Origin of the sequence: Rossellomorea marisflavi (genome assembly GCF_009806575.1) — a bacterium.
GTDB lineage: Bacteria > Bacillota > Bacilli > Bacillales > Bacillaceae_B > Rossellomorea > Rossellomorea marisflavi_A.
The window spans coordinates 3,962,450-3,979,651 of the sequence record NZ_CP047095.1; the positions used below are offsets into that span (position 1 = coordinate 3,962,450).

A 17,202-nucleotide genomic window follows, 5' to 3' on the forward strand; every position below is an offset into this window, starting at 1 on the left:
GTTTCCATTTGATACCATAACATAGGTATATACAACACATTTTTGAAGGGGCTGAATCCTTTGTCCTACCTATCATTCATGGTCACGCAGATCGGGGAAAAGCGTAAGCAGCTTGAACGTCTGAGGACCTCCAAAACCAACATGAATCAACTCCAAGGTGAATTCAATCAGTATACTCAAAAAGTAAAGCAACCCGAGCTCAGTGCAACGACCTGGCAGGGGACCCGTGCCAACGAGTTTGAAGAAGTCCGGGAACAGTTCAATGAAGCCTATCGGGATATCTCCCAAAGTCAGATGGACTCTGCCATCACATCCATCGAATCGAAGATTTCCTCTCTCGAAGCAGAGATCGCTGCCCTTGAAGTGAGTATGGACAAAGAGGTCAAGCGTCTCGAAGAAGAGAATAAGAAGGACCCAATGATGTAACGAACCTCTTGAGAAGGGATTTAGTCCATGACACCAGAACAACATTTCAAGCGGAATACATACCGCATGATTCTGCTCGTATTCGGAATTCTTGGCCTGATAGTGGGAATCATACCACTGATCACTGCCTTGAGTATGATCAGCAAGCATCCTCTTACGGATTATCTTGCCTTCTTGATCGCCGGGGGTGTGAATATCCTTGTTGTTGGCATCATCTTTTGGATACGCGCACGCTTCTTTCCAAAGGTGTCCGCGTCCGAGGTTCAGCCTTCAACGCCCGGTCCACCTGAAGAACTGACGCCACTGAAGAAGTTTTTGAGAATCGCGATTCTCGTTTATGCACTCTTCATCGTAATCGCGTCGACAATTTCTTCCGGCACTTTGTTCATCGTCTCTCTCATCCACGGCGAGCTCACTTGGAAGAATGTAGCGGGAATCGCATTCGTGCTTGTCTTATCATACGGATTTGCAGGCATCATCCTGTGGATCCGTTCCAGGTTTTTAAGGAAACCCGCATAAAAAGGACTGCCCCATCAGGAGCAGTCCTTTTTCTCATTCCTCGTTATCGCTTGCCTGGAAGAAGATCGCTACAACCTTCCATCCGTCATCCTGACTCTTGAATACCGTTACCTGACGGCCGGATCGCGTCACTTCTTTCCCGCTGTCGGGATCCTTGGTGGTTGCGCTGATTTCAGCGTATACGTCTGCCTTCGCTTCATTGAAGTTGATGATCTTGACGTTTTCAGCTGTACGCTTCGAATCGACAGAATCGAAGATCTGCTTCACGTACTTTTCTTCATCTTCATATTTGAAGTTGATCGGTTGTTTCGAGATGAGATTCATATACGCATCATAGTCCTTCTCATTGAAGGTCTTGATATATTGATCAAACGTCTGGGTCAACTCTTCTTTATCTTCTGCAGGGATTCCTTCTGCTTCCTCCAGCTTCTGGGCCCGTTCGACAATTTTGTCATTTTCGGAGGTCGGGAGCTCTTGCTGAACTTGTTCCTCGCTCTTTTTGCTTTCATCCGCCTTGGATTCTTCAGAAGTCTTCTTGTCTTCCTTCTTCTCTTCGTCTGCGCTGCACGCCCCGAGAAGCAGCGTACTGATGCCTATACCCAACATGATTTTTTTCCAATGCTGTTTCGACAATGCTCTTCACCCTTATTCATTAGATTTGCACTACCTCCATTCTATTGAAAATATTCGCAACACTCAAGTCGATTCTCAATTCTTTGTGACAGATATGGTAAAATGAGAGCAGGTGATCATAATGACAAAACGGAATAAATATTATCAGATCTATACCGATTTATCGGACCATATACAGAACGGTACCTACGCACCCGACACGATCCTCCCTTCGGAGAATGAACTGTCCGACATGTACGATACCTCCCGGGAAACGATCCGCAAGGCGCTTACGATGCTTGCACAGAACGGATACATCCAGAAGCTGCGCGGAAAGGGATCCCTTGTCCTGGACGTATCCCGGATGAACTTCCCCGTCTCGGGACTCGTGAGCTTCAAAGAACTGCAGCAATCCATGGGCCGCGAATCGATCAAGACACATGTTCACCGTTTCGGTCTCATCCTGGCTGATGATCAGCTCGCCTCCCTTCTCCAGACCACCGTCGGCGATGAAGTATGGGAGGTGGCCCGCTCCCGTGAAATCGGCGGGGAACGGATCATCCTCGATAAGTCGTATTTCCTGAAGTCCCGCGTCCCTCTCCTCACCCAGGAAATCTGCGAGAATTCGATCTATGAGCATCTTGAAGGCACCCTCGGTCTCCCCATCGATTTTGCCAAAAAGGAAATCGTCGTGGAGCCCTGTACGGAAGAGGACGAAAAGCTCTTGGATCTGAAAGGGTATGACCATGTGGTCGTTGTGCGGAACATGGTCCACTTGAAGGACGCCGTCCGGTTCGAATATACCGAATCACGCCACCGGCTGGATATGTTCCGGTTTGTGGATTTTGCGAGGCGGAAGCATTGATAGAGGAAGAGCCATGGTGGTTGCCGTGGCTTTTTTCTGCAAAAAAAGAAGGCAGCCAGAACGGCTACCTTCTCAAAATCCGTATTATCGTACTTCCACCCAACCATTTTTGATGGCTGTGACAACTGCTTGCGTTCGGTCGTTCACATTCATCTTCTGAAGGATGTTACTGACGTGGTTCTTGACGGTTTTCTCACTGATGTAGAGTGCTTCACCGATACCACGGTTGCTCTTCCCATCTGCAAGCATCTGCAGGACTTCACACTCACGGCGTGTGAGGAGGTGAAGCGGGCGGCGAACTTCGGATTGCTGGAATCCGCCAGAGTTGGATGCATTCGCAAGGCGGCGGTATTCGGCCACCAGGTTGTGCGTCACTTTCGGATGGATGTATGATCCACCTTCAGCCACGATCTTGACTGCTTCCACAAGAGCGTCGGAATCCATTTCTTTAAGAAGATAGCCGAGTGCTCCTGTTTTCAGAGCATGGTTTACGTAGTTCTCATCATCGTGGATGGAGAGGATGATGACTTTTGTCTCCGGATATTTATCCATGAGCTCGCGCGTTGCCTCGACGCCGTTGATTTCGGGCATATTGATATCCATGAGGACGACATCCGGCTCGTGCTCTGCCACCAGACCTGAGGCATCAGCTCCGTCATCCCCTTCTGCTACTACGTTGAATGAAGGTTCGAATTCCAAAATCCGTTTTACCCCTTCACGAAATAGCTGATGATCATCGATGATAACGATATTAGTTGTTGCCATGTCATTCGCCTCCCTAAACCTTAGAAAAATTTACATATTCAGAGGTACGCGGATCAGTATGACTGTCCCGCCTCCTACTTTTGAGTCGATCGTGATGTCTCCTTCCAGAAGGTCGACACGCTCTTTCATCCCCATGATGCCAAAGGATCCCGTTTTTTGTGTATGTAGATCGAATCCCTTGCCGTTGTCTTTGATGACGACGGTTATATTGTCTTTCTTTACTTCCACTTTTACTTGAATGTGTGTGGCCTCGGCATGCTTGAGCGAGTTCTGGACGCTTTCCTGAACCATTCTGAAGAGGGCGACTTCGAACTTCGGCGGGAGCCGGATATCGAGACCCATGTTGATGAACTGGATGCTCGTCTTATCGTTGTATTCTTCGATGGTACTCAAGTATTTCTTGAGTGTCGGCACGAGTCCCAAATCATCAAGTGCCATGGGACGCAGGTCGTAAATGATTCGACGGACCTCATAGAGTGCCGAGCGGACCATGCGTTTCAGATCGCGGATTTCCTTGATCGCATCATCGGTCGTCTTCTCACGGAAGACCCGTTCGATGAGATCGGAACGGATGAGGACGTTTGCCATCATCTGGGCCGGTCCATCATGGATTTCCCTGGAGACACGCTTGCGCTCATCTTCCTGGGCTTCAATGATCTGGAGGCCGAAATCCTGACGCTGCTTCGCGTCTTCAAGGGCTTCATTCACTTCACGTAAATCACTGTTCAAATAATTGAGAACCACGGAAATCTGCGAGCAGAGATTCTCTGCCTTATCGATCGTTTCCCCCAATGACCTCATACGTCGTTCAAGTTCATCGCGGCGATCGCGCAGCTGCTTTTCCTGCTGTCGGTTCATAAGAAGTTTCATCTGGAAATCGTGGGCTTTTTCATAGGCGTCCCTCACCTGGTCTTCGGAGTAGGTCTGAAAATGCTTGCTCACCTCAGAAAGCCTCAGGCGTGCGAGCCTTGACCTCTTGTGGAGCTCATCCCCCTCGTCGATGACCTGAAGGACCTTATTCTTAACATCTAATAGTTCTTGCATTAAGTCTTGGTAATCATTACGGCATTGCTCACCGATCTGAAAGATTTCACCCTTGCTCTCATCGACCGTGTCGATCATCTTCTCAAGGATTCCATCCAGGATCTTGGTGTCGATTTTTTTCAGTGACACGGTACACCCCTCTTTTGTTCCACGATAATCATGGACATCGATTAGAGTTGGAAACGCTATACTTCTATACTAAGTACACATCCAACAATGTTCAACACGTTTCGGGTGAAAAGACAGTGACCTAAGTCCCAATCAGCATCGAAACATCGCATTCTCTAACCATTTCCATAGGGATAGTTGAAACTCCTTTATTCATCTAGGCATATTCCTACATCCTTTACATACCCAAGGAAGGCATTGGGAAAAACCTGTACCTTTCCAGGAGGTAGAAAGTATGACTATCAGCGTCCATTATACCATGTCGCCTATAGGAGGAGATTAAAGTTTCATTACATTGTATTACCATTATTTCATGTAATACCAACTATTCCCTCGAACGAAGTCGTTCCCTTGTGCATTATGATTCATTTTTTTATATAGTAGGAATAGAGTATTCACGCCGATAGGAGGTAAGCGAATTGCTTCATAAATATTATACTGTAAAAGGACCCGGCGAGAACGAGATCGTCATCGAGCGCTCACGCTTCATCGCCCATGTAGCCCGTGCGGAAACCGAAGAAGACGCTCAGGCGTTCATCGCCGATATCAAGAAGAAGCATTGGGACGCAACGCATAACTGTTCAGCCTACATGATCGGGGAGAACAACCTCATCCAGAAGGCCAATGACGACGGTGAACCAAGCGGAACGGCCGGCGTTCCCATGCTTGAAGTGTTGAAGAAACGCGACCTGAAGGATACCGTCGTGGTCGTCACCCGCTACTTCGGTGGCATCAAACTCGGTGCAGGCGGCCTCATCCGTGCGTACGGAAAAAGCACATCCGAAGGCTTGAACGCGACTGGTGTCGTCGAACGGAAGCTTATGCGCATCATGAAGACAAAAATCGACTATACTTGGCTCGGAAAAGTAGAGAACGAAATCCGTTCCTCTCACTACCAGCTCAAAGAAATCCACTATCTCGACGCTGTCGAAGTAGAGGTCTATGTCGAAGAAGCAGCGAAGGATGACTTCACTTCCTGGATGACCGAACTCACCAATGGACAAGGTGAAATCAGTGAAAGCGAAGTGGAATATTTGGAGACGCTTATATAAACACTAAGGAGACAGATTCCACGGGATCTGTCTTTTTTCATCAAGTGGAGTACGATGGATGGAAAACGGGTATGGAACCATGTTGAGCATGATTGAAGTTGGCTCTAATGTATACCTACTATCTAGAGGATTGCAGCCGCGGGGTTTGTCCCGCTTTTTTTGTAAGTGTACTGTAATAAAAATTTCATTTTACGGTGGTTATGTAACATAGTACAATTGAGCTTAGGTAAAAAACGCGAATATTCTTAGATATTGTAGGTATTACTCGAAAAAAGGAGCTTCTTAAATATGTCGCATAACGGAATATATCGAGATGATCACATCATGAAAAAGAAGAAACGCCGCAGAAGAATCTTCTTCTTCCTCATCATCCCCCTTCTAATCGTCACCTTTTCAGCCGCCGCATTCGGTGCAGTCGTTCTAAAAAAAGCAGAAACCGTATTCAATAAATCCTACGATAACATCGACGGCCGTGAAAAATCCAACCTCCGCGAAACCGCAGTGAACCCCGACGTTGATAATGTATCCATCCTGTTCATCGGTGTCGATGGCAGTGACGTACGCGGAAACACAAAGGACCGCTCAGACGCACTGATGCTTGCCACCTTGAACGAAAAAGATAAATCAGTGAAACTTGTCAGCATCCCGCGTGACTCGTATGTCTACCTGGAAGACGCAGGCTATAAAACGAAAATCAATCACGCCCATGCCTACGGAGGACCGAAAGCCTCCATCGAAGCAGTGGAACAGCTCATGAACATCCCGGTTGACTACTACGTGAAAATGAACTTCAATGCCTTCATCGATGTAGTCGATGCCCTTGAAGGCATAAATGTCGACGTTCCATATGAATTAAAAGAGCAGAATTCAAAGGACAAAGCCAATGCCATTCACCTGATGCCTGGCGAACAGACCCTGGACGGGGAAGAAGCCCTTGCACTGGCAAGGACCCGACACTATGATAATGACATCGAACGCGGTAAACGCCAGCAGATGATCCTCCAGGGAATCGTGAAGAAAGCTGCTTCGGGCAACGCCATCACGAAGTATGACGACATTCTTGAAGCGATCGGGAACAACATGGCCACCAACATGACGTTCAGCGAAATGAAAGCTTTCTCCAGCTACGGCTTGACCAAGAAGCTGTCCATCGAGAACATCACCCTTGAAGGTGAAGACACCTACATCGACGGCGTATACTATTGGCTCCTCGACGAGACAAGCGTCGCCAACACCAGCCTGGAGCTGAGAAACCACCTTGGACTGTCCCAATCGCAGACAGCGGATAACATCAACACCGAAGAAAACGGTGAAGAAACCGACCCTTATGGCACCGAAGATGATACGACCACTACAGAAGAAGAAAGCGATCCTTACAGCGAGTCTACCGATGAATCCGGAACGTATGATGATACTTCGGATGACACCGGAACCTATGATGAAACCGGAGAAGATACGGGCCCTGCACTGGAAGAGATTCCTCATGCAGAGACCGAATCCGATCCTTATGCAGAACAGTGATTGAAGAGCACCCGCCTGGATGGCGGGTGTTTTTTGTTGTGGTGGGAGGTGTGGTGCGGTGGTGCCAGGCACCTTTTGCTGTTTTGGTGCCAGGCACCTCTCTCCCTTTTTGTACCTGGCACCTTTTCCCCTTTTTGTACCTGGCACCTTTTCCCCTTTTTGTACCTGGCACCAAATGGCCGTTTGGTGCCAGGTACAAAAAAACACTCCCCTCAACCCACCAAACGCAAAAAAACAGCCACCCCTCAGGGTTGGCTGCTTTCTGCATCAAACATCTTACTTCTTACTTGTCCGCGCCTTTACGAACTTGATGAGCGGTTGGTAGTTGGAGTTGACCAAGCCGATGCTCTCGATGAACCATTCGATGGCGAAGAGCAGGATCGTCAGGATGATCAAGCCTCCCCAGACGGTGGACATGGAGAAGATGATGGCGGCCAGGCTGAACATGGCAGCCATGGCATAGATGATGATGACGGTTTGTTTATGACTGAAGCCCGCCCTCAGCAAGCAGTGATGAAGATGGGATTTGTCCGGTGCGGACAATGGGCTTTTGTTCTTGTACCTTCTGAGTATGGCGAAGAAGGTATCTGAGATCGGTACTCCAAGAATGATGAACGGGATGACGAGTGAGACCATCGTGACGTTCTTGAATCCGAGGAGGGCCAGTACGGATATGATGTATCCGAGGAAGAGGGAGCCGGTGTCCCCCATGAAAATCTTGGCCGGATGGAAATTGTAGTACAGGAAGCCAAGGGAGCTTACGAGTACGATCATGGCGAGCGTCATGACGAAGATATCGCCTTTCAGCATGGCCATGAAGCCGATGGTGGCAAGTCCGATGGTGCAGACACCCGCTGCCAGCCCGTCGAGGCCATCAATGAAGTTGATGGCATTGGTAATCCCGACGATCCAAAGGATGGTGATCGGGATACTGAGCAATCCGAACTTCAGCTCTGTGTCGAAGAACGGAATATTGATGAAGTTGATTTTCACGCCACCTAGGACGACGATGAGAGCCGCTGCAATCTGGCCGACAAACTTCCATTTTGCTGATAGCTGGAAAATGTCATCCGCCATCCCCGTCAGGAGGATCACGCCGCTTCCGATGATGATCGGGAGGGCGTATTGATCTTCAGGACGGAGGATGAGATATCCCGTGATGAATCCGATATAGATGGCCAGTCCGCCAAGGCGGGGCATGATTTTGCTGTGCACCTTGCGATCCTCCGGTTTGTCGGTCGCACCCACTGCGAATGCAAACCGCTTAACAAGGGGTGTGATCGCGATGGTGAGGGCAAAGCATATGAGTAATGTCAGAATTAACATTGGCATTGTTATTGTACACCTCTTAATCGTTAATCTACCCGGTTGGTCGATTGATGAATACAGGTAATTCTTAGATGCGGCTATCCGAGCAGCCTCAAATATACATTATAAACGTTCTTGGCGAAATGCTCTACTGAAAAATTGTCCCTGCTGTGCATTCTTAACTTTTGTCCTATTTCATGGAGGCGTTCACTCTGCTTCAGTTCAATGGCGGTGAGAAGCTTTTCCGTCAGGCTCTTCTCATCATCGATTGGGACGATCCACCCGTAGTCTTCTGATGGGATCAGGCGGTCAACCCCACCGACGTCCGTGGTGATAACGGGAACATTGGAACGTGCGGCCTCTAACAGTACAAGAGGAAAGCTCTCACTATAGGATGTAAGGAGTACAAGGTCCGACAGAGGATATAATCGCTCAACATCATTGCGGTGACCAAGGAAGCCTACGCAGGATGAGAGTCCGTTAGCCTGGACGAAGGCTTCCAGTCCTTCCCTTTCCGATCCGTCACCGACGATGAGGAGTTTGATTCCGGTCTGGTGGTGGTGTTGAATCAGGTTTCGAAGTGCGGTGAGTGCCAGCTTATGGTTCTTCACTGCTTCGAGCCTGGCCACCATCAGCATAACGAAGTCTCCTTCTTTTACCCCTAATTCTTCCCTTTCAAACGGTTTCGACAGCGGTTTGTCGAAGTCGATTCCGTTCAGGATGACGGTGATCTTTTCCGAGGGGATGCCGAGATCCATCAGGATGGTTTTGAACCGCTCCGAGATGGCAAGGAAATGGTCTGCCTGCTTGAGGGCATTCAGGTTGGTCCTGGTGAAGACTTTCCCGGTGATCCCCTGGCCCATGAAGTCATCACGGGGATCACTATGTACAGTCACCACCCACTTCACGCCTGTCCTTTTCCGGATGAAGGGGGCATAGCAGTTCGCTCTCGCTCCGTGGGTGTGAATCATGTCGATTCCATGCTTTCTTATAAAGGTACCAATTTTTCTGACAACCGTAAAGTCGAATTTTGACTTTTGATCAAAATTTACCAGTTGGATGTTCTGCTCAACCCCACGCTTATACATTTCTCCTTTTTCAAAAACTCCGAGAAAAAATTCTTCCCGGCTCAGTTCATTTAATAAGGACAGGATGTGAAACATACCTCCGCCGCTTTCGTTGCCGGCATTCAGGTGCAGAATCTTCACGGTGGGACCTCCCAGCGTTAGTGTTTGGATTTCATGACAGTGATGATGAATTGTGGAAGCACGAGCATCCTTCTCCAGCGGGAAGGCTGCTTCAGGAGACGGTAGAACCACTCCATGTACACTTTTTGGAATAGTACCGGTGCTCTTTTGACGTGACCGGCCAGGACATCGATGCTGCCGCCGACTCCCATGAAGACCCCTTTTTCCACTTTGGGCAGATTGGCCGCGATCCATTTCTCTTGCCGCGGGAACCCAAGGGCGACCAGGATGACATCCGGTTTGGTTCGCTGGATGTCTTCAATGATGGTTTCATCGTCATCTTGGAAATAACCGTGATGATGGCCGACAAGATCGAGCTTCGGATATTTTTCCTTTACATTGCGGACCGCTTTTTCGATGATTTCTGGTTTAGCACCTACAATATAGAAGGAAATGGGGTTTTCATTCCCGAGTGCAAGCAAGTCCTCCATTAGTTCAAAACCAGGCACGCGCTCAATCAGGGGTGTCTTCTTCATCTTTGAGGCGATGATCACACCGATGCCGTCGGGGACGATGATGTCGGCCGTCTTAAGTATGGCGTGGTATTCCCGGTCTTCCCTCGCCTGCATGACGATTTCTGGATTGGCCGTGACCACAAGTGCTTTCTTTTCTTCTTTTATATACTGATGATAGAGATCATGTACGACCTCGGATTTACGTTGATTCACAAAAGGTACGTCGAGTATGGTGATGGTTTGATTTGTCATTATCGTGTCTACCTCTCTTGTCGATTCTCCCCTTTATTCTATCCCAGCCGCCCCGCTACTGAAACAGTTATTGTGTTACAACTCCATGACGTTGGAGGAATTTCCGATTCGATTCTATAATAAGATAGATTGTCGGCGGATGGTTCCATGTCATCAATTTTTTACCATTCCTTTAGGAATCTTTACAAAATGTTAAATAAAACAATAAATTCGTTTATTAAGCTTATACTAGGAAATAACCTCTCAGAAGGGTGGTCATGTTTTGTTGTCGAAGCTTCAGCATCTGGTATTGTTGGCGGTCATTGCGCTAGTGGTACCTTCCGTATTTACACATCCGGTGGTTGCCTATCTCTCCACCCTCCTTAGCTTATTCTTCATTGCATGGAATAAGAAGAACGGATTGTTGCTCTTATTCATATACTTCCCAATCCGCCCGTTCTTACTAGAATTGAATCCTGGCTTCAAGCTCATGGGCGACTGTCTGCTGATCGTCTTGTTCCTTGCCGCCCTTTACGGGTTCATCCGGGACCGTGGTTCGTGGAAGACGTATGCCTTTACGGGCTTCATCCTGCTGTTCTGTCTCGTCGGGACGATTGCAGCCTTTCAGACGGGCGTCGGCCTGTCTGCCATTATCTTTCAGAATCGCGCCTATCTCATCACCTTCCTGATCCTCTTCATCGTCGGTCAGTGGAAGATGAATAAAGAAGATATCGGATATTTCCTCCAACTCTCTATCGTGATGGGGTCAATCCTGTCTGTACACGGAATCATCGAGTACCTCTTTTCTAGGACATTTCTTGTTCCGGAGGCATGGACGAACTGGAATCTGTCCTCTGTAAATGAGATGAGGGTGTACGGCCTGACGGCGAATCCGAACGTACTTGGTACATATTTATCCATCTGTCTCTTTATCACCCTTTATGTCCTGTCCGTTGCGAAGCGATGGCGGATCCTTTACGTCCTTGCCTCCATCCTGATGCTCGGCACCCTCTGCCTCACCTACTCCAGGGGTTCGATCCTGGCATTCGGGATTGCCTTCATCGTCTATGTGCTGTGGAAGAGGGCTTGGAAAATGGGGGCGGGACTGATTCTATCCATTGTATTGGGGCTCTTCCTCATCTATTACCCTGCCGGTATTGCACGGGAAGAGATCGACGCCCATACGATCAGCGATGGGCATATGCCCGATGTTCCACAGGAAGAAGTTGAGCCTGACAGCGCACCGCCGCCGAATGAACGGTCATCCGCATTCTCCAATCGCTTCAAGGAAATATTCTCTGACGACATCATTGAGAAAAGCAGCCAGTGGGGCAGGCTGTATGTGGTATTCAAGGGGCTTGATATCTATCTCATGAATCCTGTGATCGGGACAGGATTCGGGACGTTCGGGGATTCTGCGACGCTGAGCTACGGGACACCGATCGCCGAGAGGTATCAGCTGCCGGACAGGATGTACTCGGATAATCAATACATCCAGCTCCTCGTGCAGACCGGGACACTGGGGACAGTGAGCGTCTTAGCATTTGTGGTGGCGATCTTCATCATCACGTGGAAGAGGAGAAAAGACCCCATTGCTCCGGTGCTTTTCTGCCTGACCCTGGCGACATTGCTCATGGCCCTGTTCTATAATGTACTGGAGGAGAAGATTCTTACGCTGTATTTCTACTCCGTACTGGGCTATTTCCTTACGAAAGAAAGGACGCCCCATTCTCTTGAAAAATGAGGAATTCATATGAAATCGCTCATCAAAGCCGTCGGGCTTGTCACAATCATCTCCGGTCTTGGAAAACTGCTCGGATTCGCACGGGAGAGCATCATTGCCGCGTACTTCGGCACATCTGACGTAGCAGACGTGTTCTTCGTCTCGAGTCTTGTCCCGACCCTGCTCTTCACAGCGATCGGGACGGCAATTCAGGCAGGGACGATTCCGCTCTTCATGGAAGCACGTGAGAGAAGCAAGAGGGAATCTCGGGAGCTCATGAGTCTCCTCGGCACGTTTTTCCTTGTCATTTCCATCGCCTTCATCGCAGTGACGCTCCTCTTCACGGAGCCGCTCATGAAGTTGATGGCACCGGGCTTCACCCCGGGTCAGCTCGATCTAACGGTGGATCTTACGCGCATCATGATCCCAAGTATGATCTTCCTGACGTTGACGGCGATCTCGACAGGAGTGCTGAATGCCAACAAGCAGTTCGTCCTGCCGGCGTTCACGTCGACGGTGCAGAATGTGGTCATCATCCTGGCGACCGTCCTCCTTACGAATACATACGGCGTGTACGGGCTCGCCGCCGGTGTCCTCATGGGTGCTGCCGGACAGTTCTTCATCCAGTATCCTTCGTTCAGGAAAGAAGGGATCGGATTCAATTTCGCCTTCAAGGAAAACAAGGAGCAGATCAAACGCATCATGATCCTGTTCTATCCGATCATCATCGCGGCGATTTCCATCCAGCTGAACAGCCTGGTGGACCGCATGGTGTCATCGGGACTCGAAACGGGAAGCGTCTCGGCTCTGAATTACGGGAACCGGCTTCTCTGGCTCCCCCTCAGCGTGATCCTGACGCCGCTGATCACGGTACTTTACCCGTCACTCGTGGAAGGAGCACTCGAGAGCTACAAGCGATTTTTCACCATCATACATAAAGGGACGGCGATCATCCTGTTTGCCGGACTACCCTTCACGGTGCTGCTTGCCGTGAGTGGGGATGACCTGATCCGTCTGGCCTTCGAGCGGGGAAGCTTCGATGCGGGTGCAACCTCCATCACCTTCCAGGCCCTCTTCTATTACGGGATCGGCCTTGTCTTCTTTGCCCTCAGGGACTTTCTGATGAACGGGTTCTACGCCTTGAAGAAGACGAAGATCGCCATGTACTCTTGTCTCGGTGCGGTCGCGGCCAACGTGGTCCTGAGCATCATCCTGGCAAGGTTCATGGGTGTCGGAGGGATCGCCCTCGCATCGAGCATCTCCATGCTCATCCAGTGCATCGTGCTCTTCAGCTATTTGCTGAAGGGATACGAAGAAAAGAAAACCTACTCAAAACGACTCGGAAAAGAATCAGGTAAGCTCCTCCTCACGACGGCAGGAGCTGCAGCAGGGGCGCTTGCGACAAAGGCCTTGCTCGCAAATGACCTGAACATCATCATCCATACGGCGATCATGACCGCCGTCATCTTCATCATCTATTGTATGCTGGCCTTCCTCTTCAAGGTACAGGCCGTATCACCGCTCACCCAAAAGCTGAAAAGGAGCCGATAACCATGAAGATCCTTTTATCCACCATATTCGAATACCCCCACGAGGGCGGCCTCTCCACCCATGTGGCGACACTCAAGAACGGACTCGAGGCCCTCGGGCACCATGTGGACGTCCTTTCCTTCACCAACCTGAATCCACTCGTGCGAAAAGCATACGCCCAGGCACCGGGATTCATCGCGAGTAAGATCAAACCTGGGTCCGGCCAGCTCATGAACGATCAAAACCGGATGACGCTTATCCACAAAGAAATGAACAAGCTCAAAGGACAGTACGATGTCGTGAACACCCAGGATGTTTATGCCACATTGGCAGCGGAAGGAACCGGGACCCCCGTCGTGGAGACGGTACACGGCTACTATTCCTTCGAGGCCATCAGCCGAGGAGCGATCGCAGAAGGCAGCAAGGAAGACATCACCGTCAGAGAGCGCGAAAAAAGGGCCTACACCCTCGCTGACGAAGTCGTCACCGTCGATCAGCGGATCAAGGAGTATGTGAAGTCCATGTCAGGGGTTGAAGCGACAGCCATCAAGAATTTCATCGATGTGGAAGACTTCGACCCGGGGAAACTTGATCTGTCAGGCATACGGGAGGAATTCGGCATCCCGGCAGATAAGAAGATGCTTTTCGTCCCAAGGAGGATGACGGAGAAAAACGGGGTCATCTATCCGACCCTTGCCCTCAGGAAGGTCCTTGACCGCCATCCTGATACCGTCCTCGTCTATGCAGGGACCGGTGAACAGATGCCCGCCATCAAAAGGGAAGTCGAAAAGCAGGGCCTTGATGGAGATGTCCTTCTCCTTGGCACGGTGCCTCATGAAAAGATGAAGTATCTGTACGGGACGTCGGACGTCGTCCTCGTGCCGAGCGTCCATTCCTACGGTGTCGAAGAGGCTACCTCGATTTCCGCCCTGGAAGCGATGGGTTCACGATCCCCTGTCATCGCCGGCGCCGTCGGCGGTCTGAAGGAAATCATCGAGCACGAGAAGGACGGTCTCCTCGTGACGGAGAAGGATGTGGACGGCCTTTCCGAAGCGATCCTGAAGGTATTGGACTCAACCACATTCGCCGAACAGCTCGCCCGGAACGCCCGGACGAAGATTGAGCAGATGTACTCCCATCACTCCGCCGCCGCACGGTTTGAAGAGATTTATATGAAAGCCGCCAACAAGGCTTGAGCCCATCGCTCAAGCCTTTTCTTATGGCGTATAATCCCAAAGGGGAAATCATACACTAATTCCTATACTCTATTGGGATGTGACTGTATGCGTACGCTTCGAAACCCACTCACTTACATAAATGAACTCCTGTATATCCTGCTCTTCTTCAAAGTGATCCTGTTTCACACGTTCACCGATACCCCCTTATCAAGCGGTGTCTTTTCCACCTCCATCGGTTTCCTTCTTGCCTGCTACGGCCTGTCATTCTTGTTCAGCGGGAAATGGCGTCTTGCATTCAGCGGACTGATTTCCCTCCTTGTGTCCTTCGTCTTCCTATCGAATGCGGTGTACCTGGATTACTACAGCTCCCCCATCACCCTGTCGATCTTCGGGCAGATGGCCAACCTCGGTGGACTCGGCGATAGCATCACGTATCTGTTCAAGCTCCGGTACCTGCTCTTTGTGGCCGACCTGGTCATTCTTCCTTTCTTCCTTTGGAGCAAGTTTCGCTACACGAAAAAAAGAGAGATGGTAAAGGGCGTGATACCCTTTCTCATCCTCGGTCTCCTCTTCCTGGTCATGAAGCCCGCAAAGCTCATGTTCGTTGACGGCATGGAGAACCCGGTCCAGGCCTACGATTCTCTGGATCACGTTGTCCAATACGGCCTCATCGGCCATCACATGCTGGATTCGTATTCCTACATCAGGGACCGGAACTACAAGCTGACTGCCGATGACAGGAAGCGGATCGGAACGGCCTTCGCTGCTGAACGTGACCCGGCCGATCACCCTTATAAGGCCTACGGGAAAGATAAGAATCTCATCATGATCCAGGTGGAGTCCCTCCAAAGCTTCGTCCTGAACGAAGAGATCGGAGGCAAGGAAATCACCCCGACCATGAACCGGATGCTGAAGCACAGCCTGTCCTTCCCGCACTTTTACGCCCAGACGATCGCAGGGAATAGCTCTGACGCCGAATTCCTGACGCAAACCGCCCTATACCCTTTAAAGTCCGGATCGGTCTTCTTCCGCTATCCGTCCAATACGTACCACAGCATCGGAAACTCACTCAAAGAGGACGGGTATTCGACCCTCGGCGTCCATGCAGACGAGAAGACGTTCTGGAACCGTCATCTGATGTATCCGTCCCTCGGCTTTGAGGACTACAAGACCATCGAACAGTTCCCCCAAAAAGAACTCGTCGGAATGGGCGTCGGCGATAAAGAAATGTTCACGGAGACAGCCGGCACATTGAAGGAGCAGCCTTCCCCTTTTACTCCCTGATCGTCACCCTGACCAATCACATGCCGTATGATCTTCCTGTGGAGAAGAAGTCCCTCTCCCTCCCCAAGGAAGTGAACGGTACGTTGCTTGGGGATTATCTCCAGACCGTACGCTATACCGATGAAGCCCTCGGGCTGTTTTTAAAGGAACTGGAATCCGATGGACTGCTTGAGGACTCCATCATCGTGCTGTACGGCGATCACAACGGGATCTTCGAGCGTGATAAGTCCCTGATCGAGAAATGGAAGGGCAAATCGATCTCTACCGAGGAATGGTACCGGGAATACGCCACTGTGCCGTTCATGATCTACAACCCAGGCATAAAAGGAAAGGAAATCGATGCGTATGGCGGCCAGGTGGATGTGTACCCGACGATTGCCTCCATCATGGGGACCTCCTACACATCGGGGCTCGGTGAAAACCTTCTTGGTTCACCGTCCGGGACCGTCGTGATCCCGAGCGGCGGGTATGTGACGAAGTCTTTGATGATCGGGAAGGACAGGATTGTGGAAGGGCTGGGAGCGCAGGAGCAGGAAATGCTGAATACTTCGGAGCTGATTATTAAAGGGGATTTTTTGCATGGTAATGAATAAGCACAAGCAACAGAGGTTTCACTACCAAATTTCGCAATTAGATACAAGGATATAATGACAGGGGGTTAAAATGGATCAACAACAAACAGCTCGGCGACCGCCGCTTTCGTTTTAAACGTACGACCCATACTCTAGGTCCATTGGCAGAAAGAGATGACTGTCAATTTAGGCCAATGCAATCGCCTTGAATTCACACAAGGATGGGATGATTACAATATCAAACTTACACCGACCGTTATCCATTTTGAAAACGACAAAGAAATGGGAGGATTGAAAGGTAGCAATCTAAGGAAGATTTCGCATCCTTCTTCAAAGAGTTCCCCCCAACCAATAATCTGTTTTTTATTAATATGCCCAAGAATCACTGGGCATTTTTTATTTTATTGTTTTAACTCTTCACATCAAATTACACACCCTTTTCGACTACGCATCTTTCGTCTTATTTTCACAATATTCGACATTATCCTTCATATTGAATTTATATCTTAAGACTCACTTCTTTAGGACCTTATATTGAAATACTTATGTTAAATTTCCAGACTTATATATAAATATAATTAAACACAAGGGCAAAAAGAATTATTTTACGAAGTGCTTTTTACCATAATGACCATACTATTCTATGTCGACATATGGTAGAATAACTTTGTCATATAAGTAATTATTTTGTAGATTACTTAA

Annotated in this window: 14 protein-coding genes and 1 pseudogene; 9 read left to right on the forward strand and 6 right to left on the reverse strand. The window is 49.4% G+C overall.

All coding sequences use genetic code 11. The features are described from left to right. Positions 1-60 precede the first annotated feature (60 nt). Together D5E69_RS20440 and D5E69_RS20445 are read left to right on the forward strand one after the other, a co-directional pair. The gene (locus tag D5E69_RS20440; protein WP_048014360.1) at positions 61-426 is read left to right on the forward strand and encodes a YwqH-like family protein; all 366 of its coding nucleotides are present in this window, start codon (positions 61-63) and stop codon (positions 424-426) included. Between the two features lie 27 nt (positions 427-453). Continuing rightward, positions 454-945 (forward strand): hypothetical protein, encoded by a 492-nt coding sequence (locus D5E69_RS20445; RefSeq protein WP_048014359.1) that lies wholly within the window; start codon positions 454-456, stop codon positions 943-945. A gap of 33 nt (positions 946-978) precedes the next feature. On the opposite strand, the gene D5E69_RS20450 is transcribed toward D5E69_RS20445, so the two are convergent. Further along, positions 979-1,551: a YybH family protein gene (locus tag D5E69_RS20450; protein WP_159130175.1), complete on the reverse strand. Its 573-nt coding sequence runs from the start codon at positions 1,549-1,551 to the stop codon at positions 979-981. 148 nt (positions 1,552-1,699) lie between these two features. On the opposite strand from D5E69_RS20450, the gene treR reads away from it, so the two are divergent. Next, positions 1,700-2,422 (forward strand): trehalose operon repressor, encoded by a 723-nt coding sequence (treR, locus tag D5E69_RS20455; protein WP_048004934.1) that lies wholly within the window; start codon positions 1,700-1,702, stop codon positions 2,420-2,422. Positions 2,423-2,506: 84 nt separating this feature from the next. Here treR and D5E69_RS20460 read toward each other — a convergent pair whose 3' ends face one another. Beyond that, positions 2,507-3,187 (reverse strand): response regulator, encoded by a 681-nt coding sequence (locus D5E69_RS20460; RefSeq protein ID WP_048004933.1) that lies wholly within the window; start codon positions 3,185-3,187, stop codon positions 2,507-2,509. A 30-nt stretch (positions 3,188-3,217) separates the two neighbouring features. After that, complete coding sequence (locus D5E69_RS20465; protein ID WP_048004932.1) at positions 3,218-4,360, reverse strand: sensor histidine kinase; 1,143 nt, start codon at positions 4,358-4,360, stop codon at positions 3,218-3,220. Positions 4,361-4,818: 458 nt separating this feature from the next. Here D5E69_RS20465 and D5E69_RS20470 point away from each other — a divergent pair, with 458 nt between their 5' ends. Further along, positions 4,819-5,451, forward strand: a complete 633-nt coding sequence (locus D5E69_RS20470) for a YigZ family protein (protein WP_159130176.1) — start codon at positions 4,819-4,821, stop codon at positions 5,449-5,451. A gap of 324 nt (positions 5,452-5,775) precedes the next feature. Beyond that, the gene (locus D5E69_RS20475) at positions 5,776-6,972 is read left to right on the forward strand and encodes an LCP family protein (protein WP_249931528.1); all 1,197 of its coding nucleotides are present in this window, start codon (positions 5,776-5,778) and stop codon (positions 6,970-6,972) included. Positions 6,973-7,248: 276 nt separating this feature from the next. On the opposite strand, the gene D5E69_RS20480 is transcribed toward D5E69_RS20475, so the two are convergent. The 3 genes from D5E69_RS20480 to D5E69_RS20490 form a co-directional block, all read right to left on the reverse strand. After that, positions 7,249-8,298, reverse strand: a complete 1,050-nt coding sequence (locus D5E69_RS20480; RefSeq protein WP_159130393.1) for a glycosyltransferase family 4 protein — start codon at positions 8,296-8,298, stop codon at positions 7,249-7,251. Positions 8,299-8,378: 80 nt separating this feature from the next. Beyond that, positions 8,379-9,488, reverse strand: coding sequence for a glycosyltransferase family 4 protein (locus tag D5E69_RS20485; protein ID WP_159130178.1), 1,110 nt, complete (start codon positions 9,486-9,488; stop codon positions 8,379-8,381). A gap of 17 nt (positions 9,489-9,505) precedes the next feature. Next, positions 9,506-10,234, reverse strand: a complete 729-nt coding sequence (locus tag D5E69_RS20490; RefSeq protein ID WP_159130179.1) for a WecB/TagA/CpsF family glycosyltransferase — start codon at positions 10,232-10,234, stop codon at positions 9,506-9,508. A gap of 262 nt (positions 10,235-10,496) precedes the next feature. Here D5E69_RS20490 and D5E69_RS20495 point away from each other — a divergent pair, with 262 nt between their 5' ends. From D5E69_RS20495 to D5E69_RS24115, 4 genes and pseudogenes are all read left to right on the forward strand, one after another. Next, the gene (locus D5E69_RS20495; protein ID WP_048015256.1) at positions 10,497-11,957 is read left to right on the forward strand and encodes an O-antigen ligase family protein; all 1,461 of its coding nucleotides are present in this window, start codon (positions 10,497-10,499) and stop codon (positions 11,955-11,957) included. Positions 11,958-11,966: 9 nt separating this feature from the next. Beyond that, entirely contained in the window at positions 11,967-13,487 is a 1,521-nt protein-coding gene (murJ, locus tag D5E69_RS20500) for a murein biosynthesis integral membrane protein MurJ (protein WP_159130180.1), read from the forward strand. Between the two features lie 2 nt (positions 13,488-13,489). Beyond that, on the forward strand, positions 13,490-14,662 hold the full coding sequence (locus D5E69_RS20505; RefSeq protein ID WP_159130181.1) for a glycosyltransferase family 4 protein: 1,173 nt from the start codon (positions 13,490-13,492) through the stop codon (positions 14,660-14,662). A gap of 87 nt (positions 14,663-14,749) precedes the next feature. Next, a pseudogene (locus D5E69_RS24115) lies at positions 14,750-16,521 on the forward strand (LTA synthase family protein). Positions 16,522-17,202 lie beyond the last annotated feature (681 nt).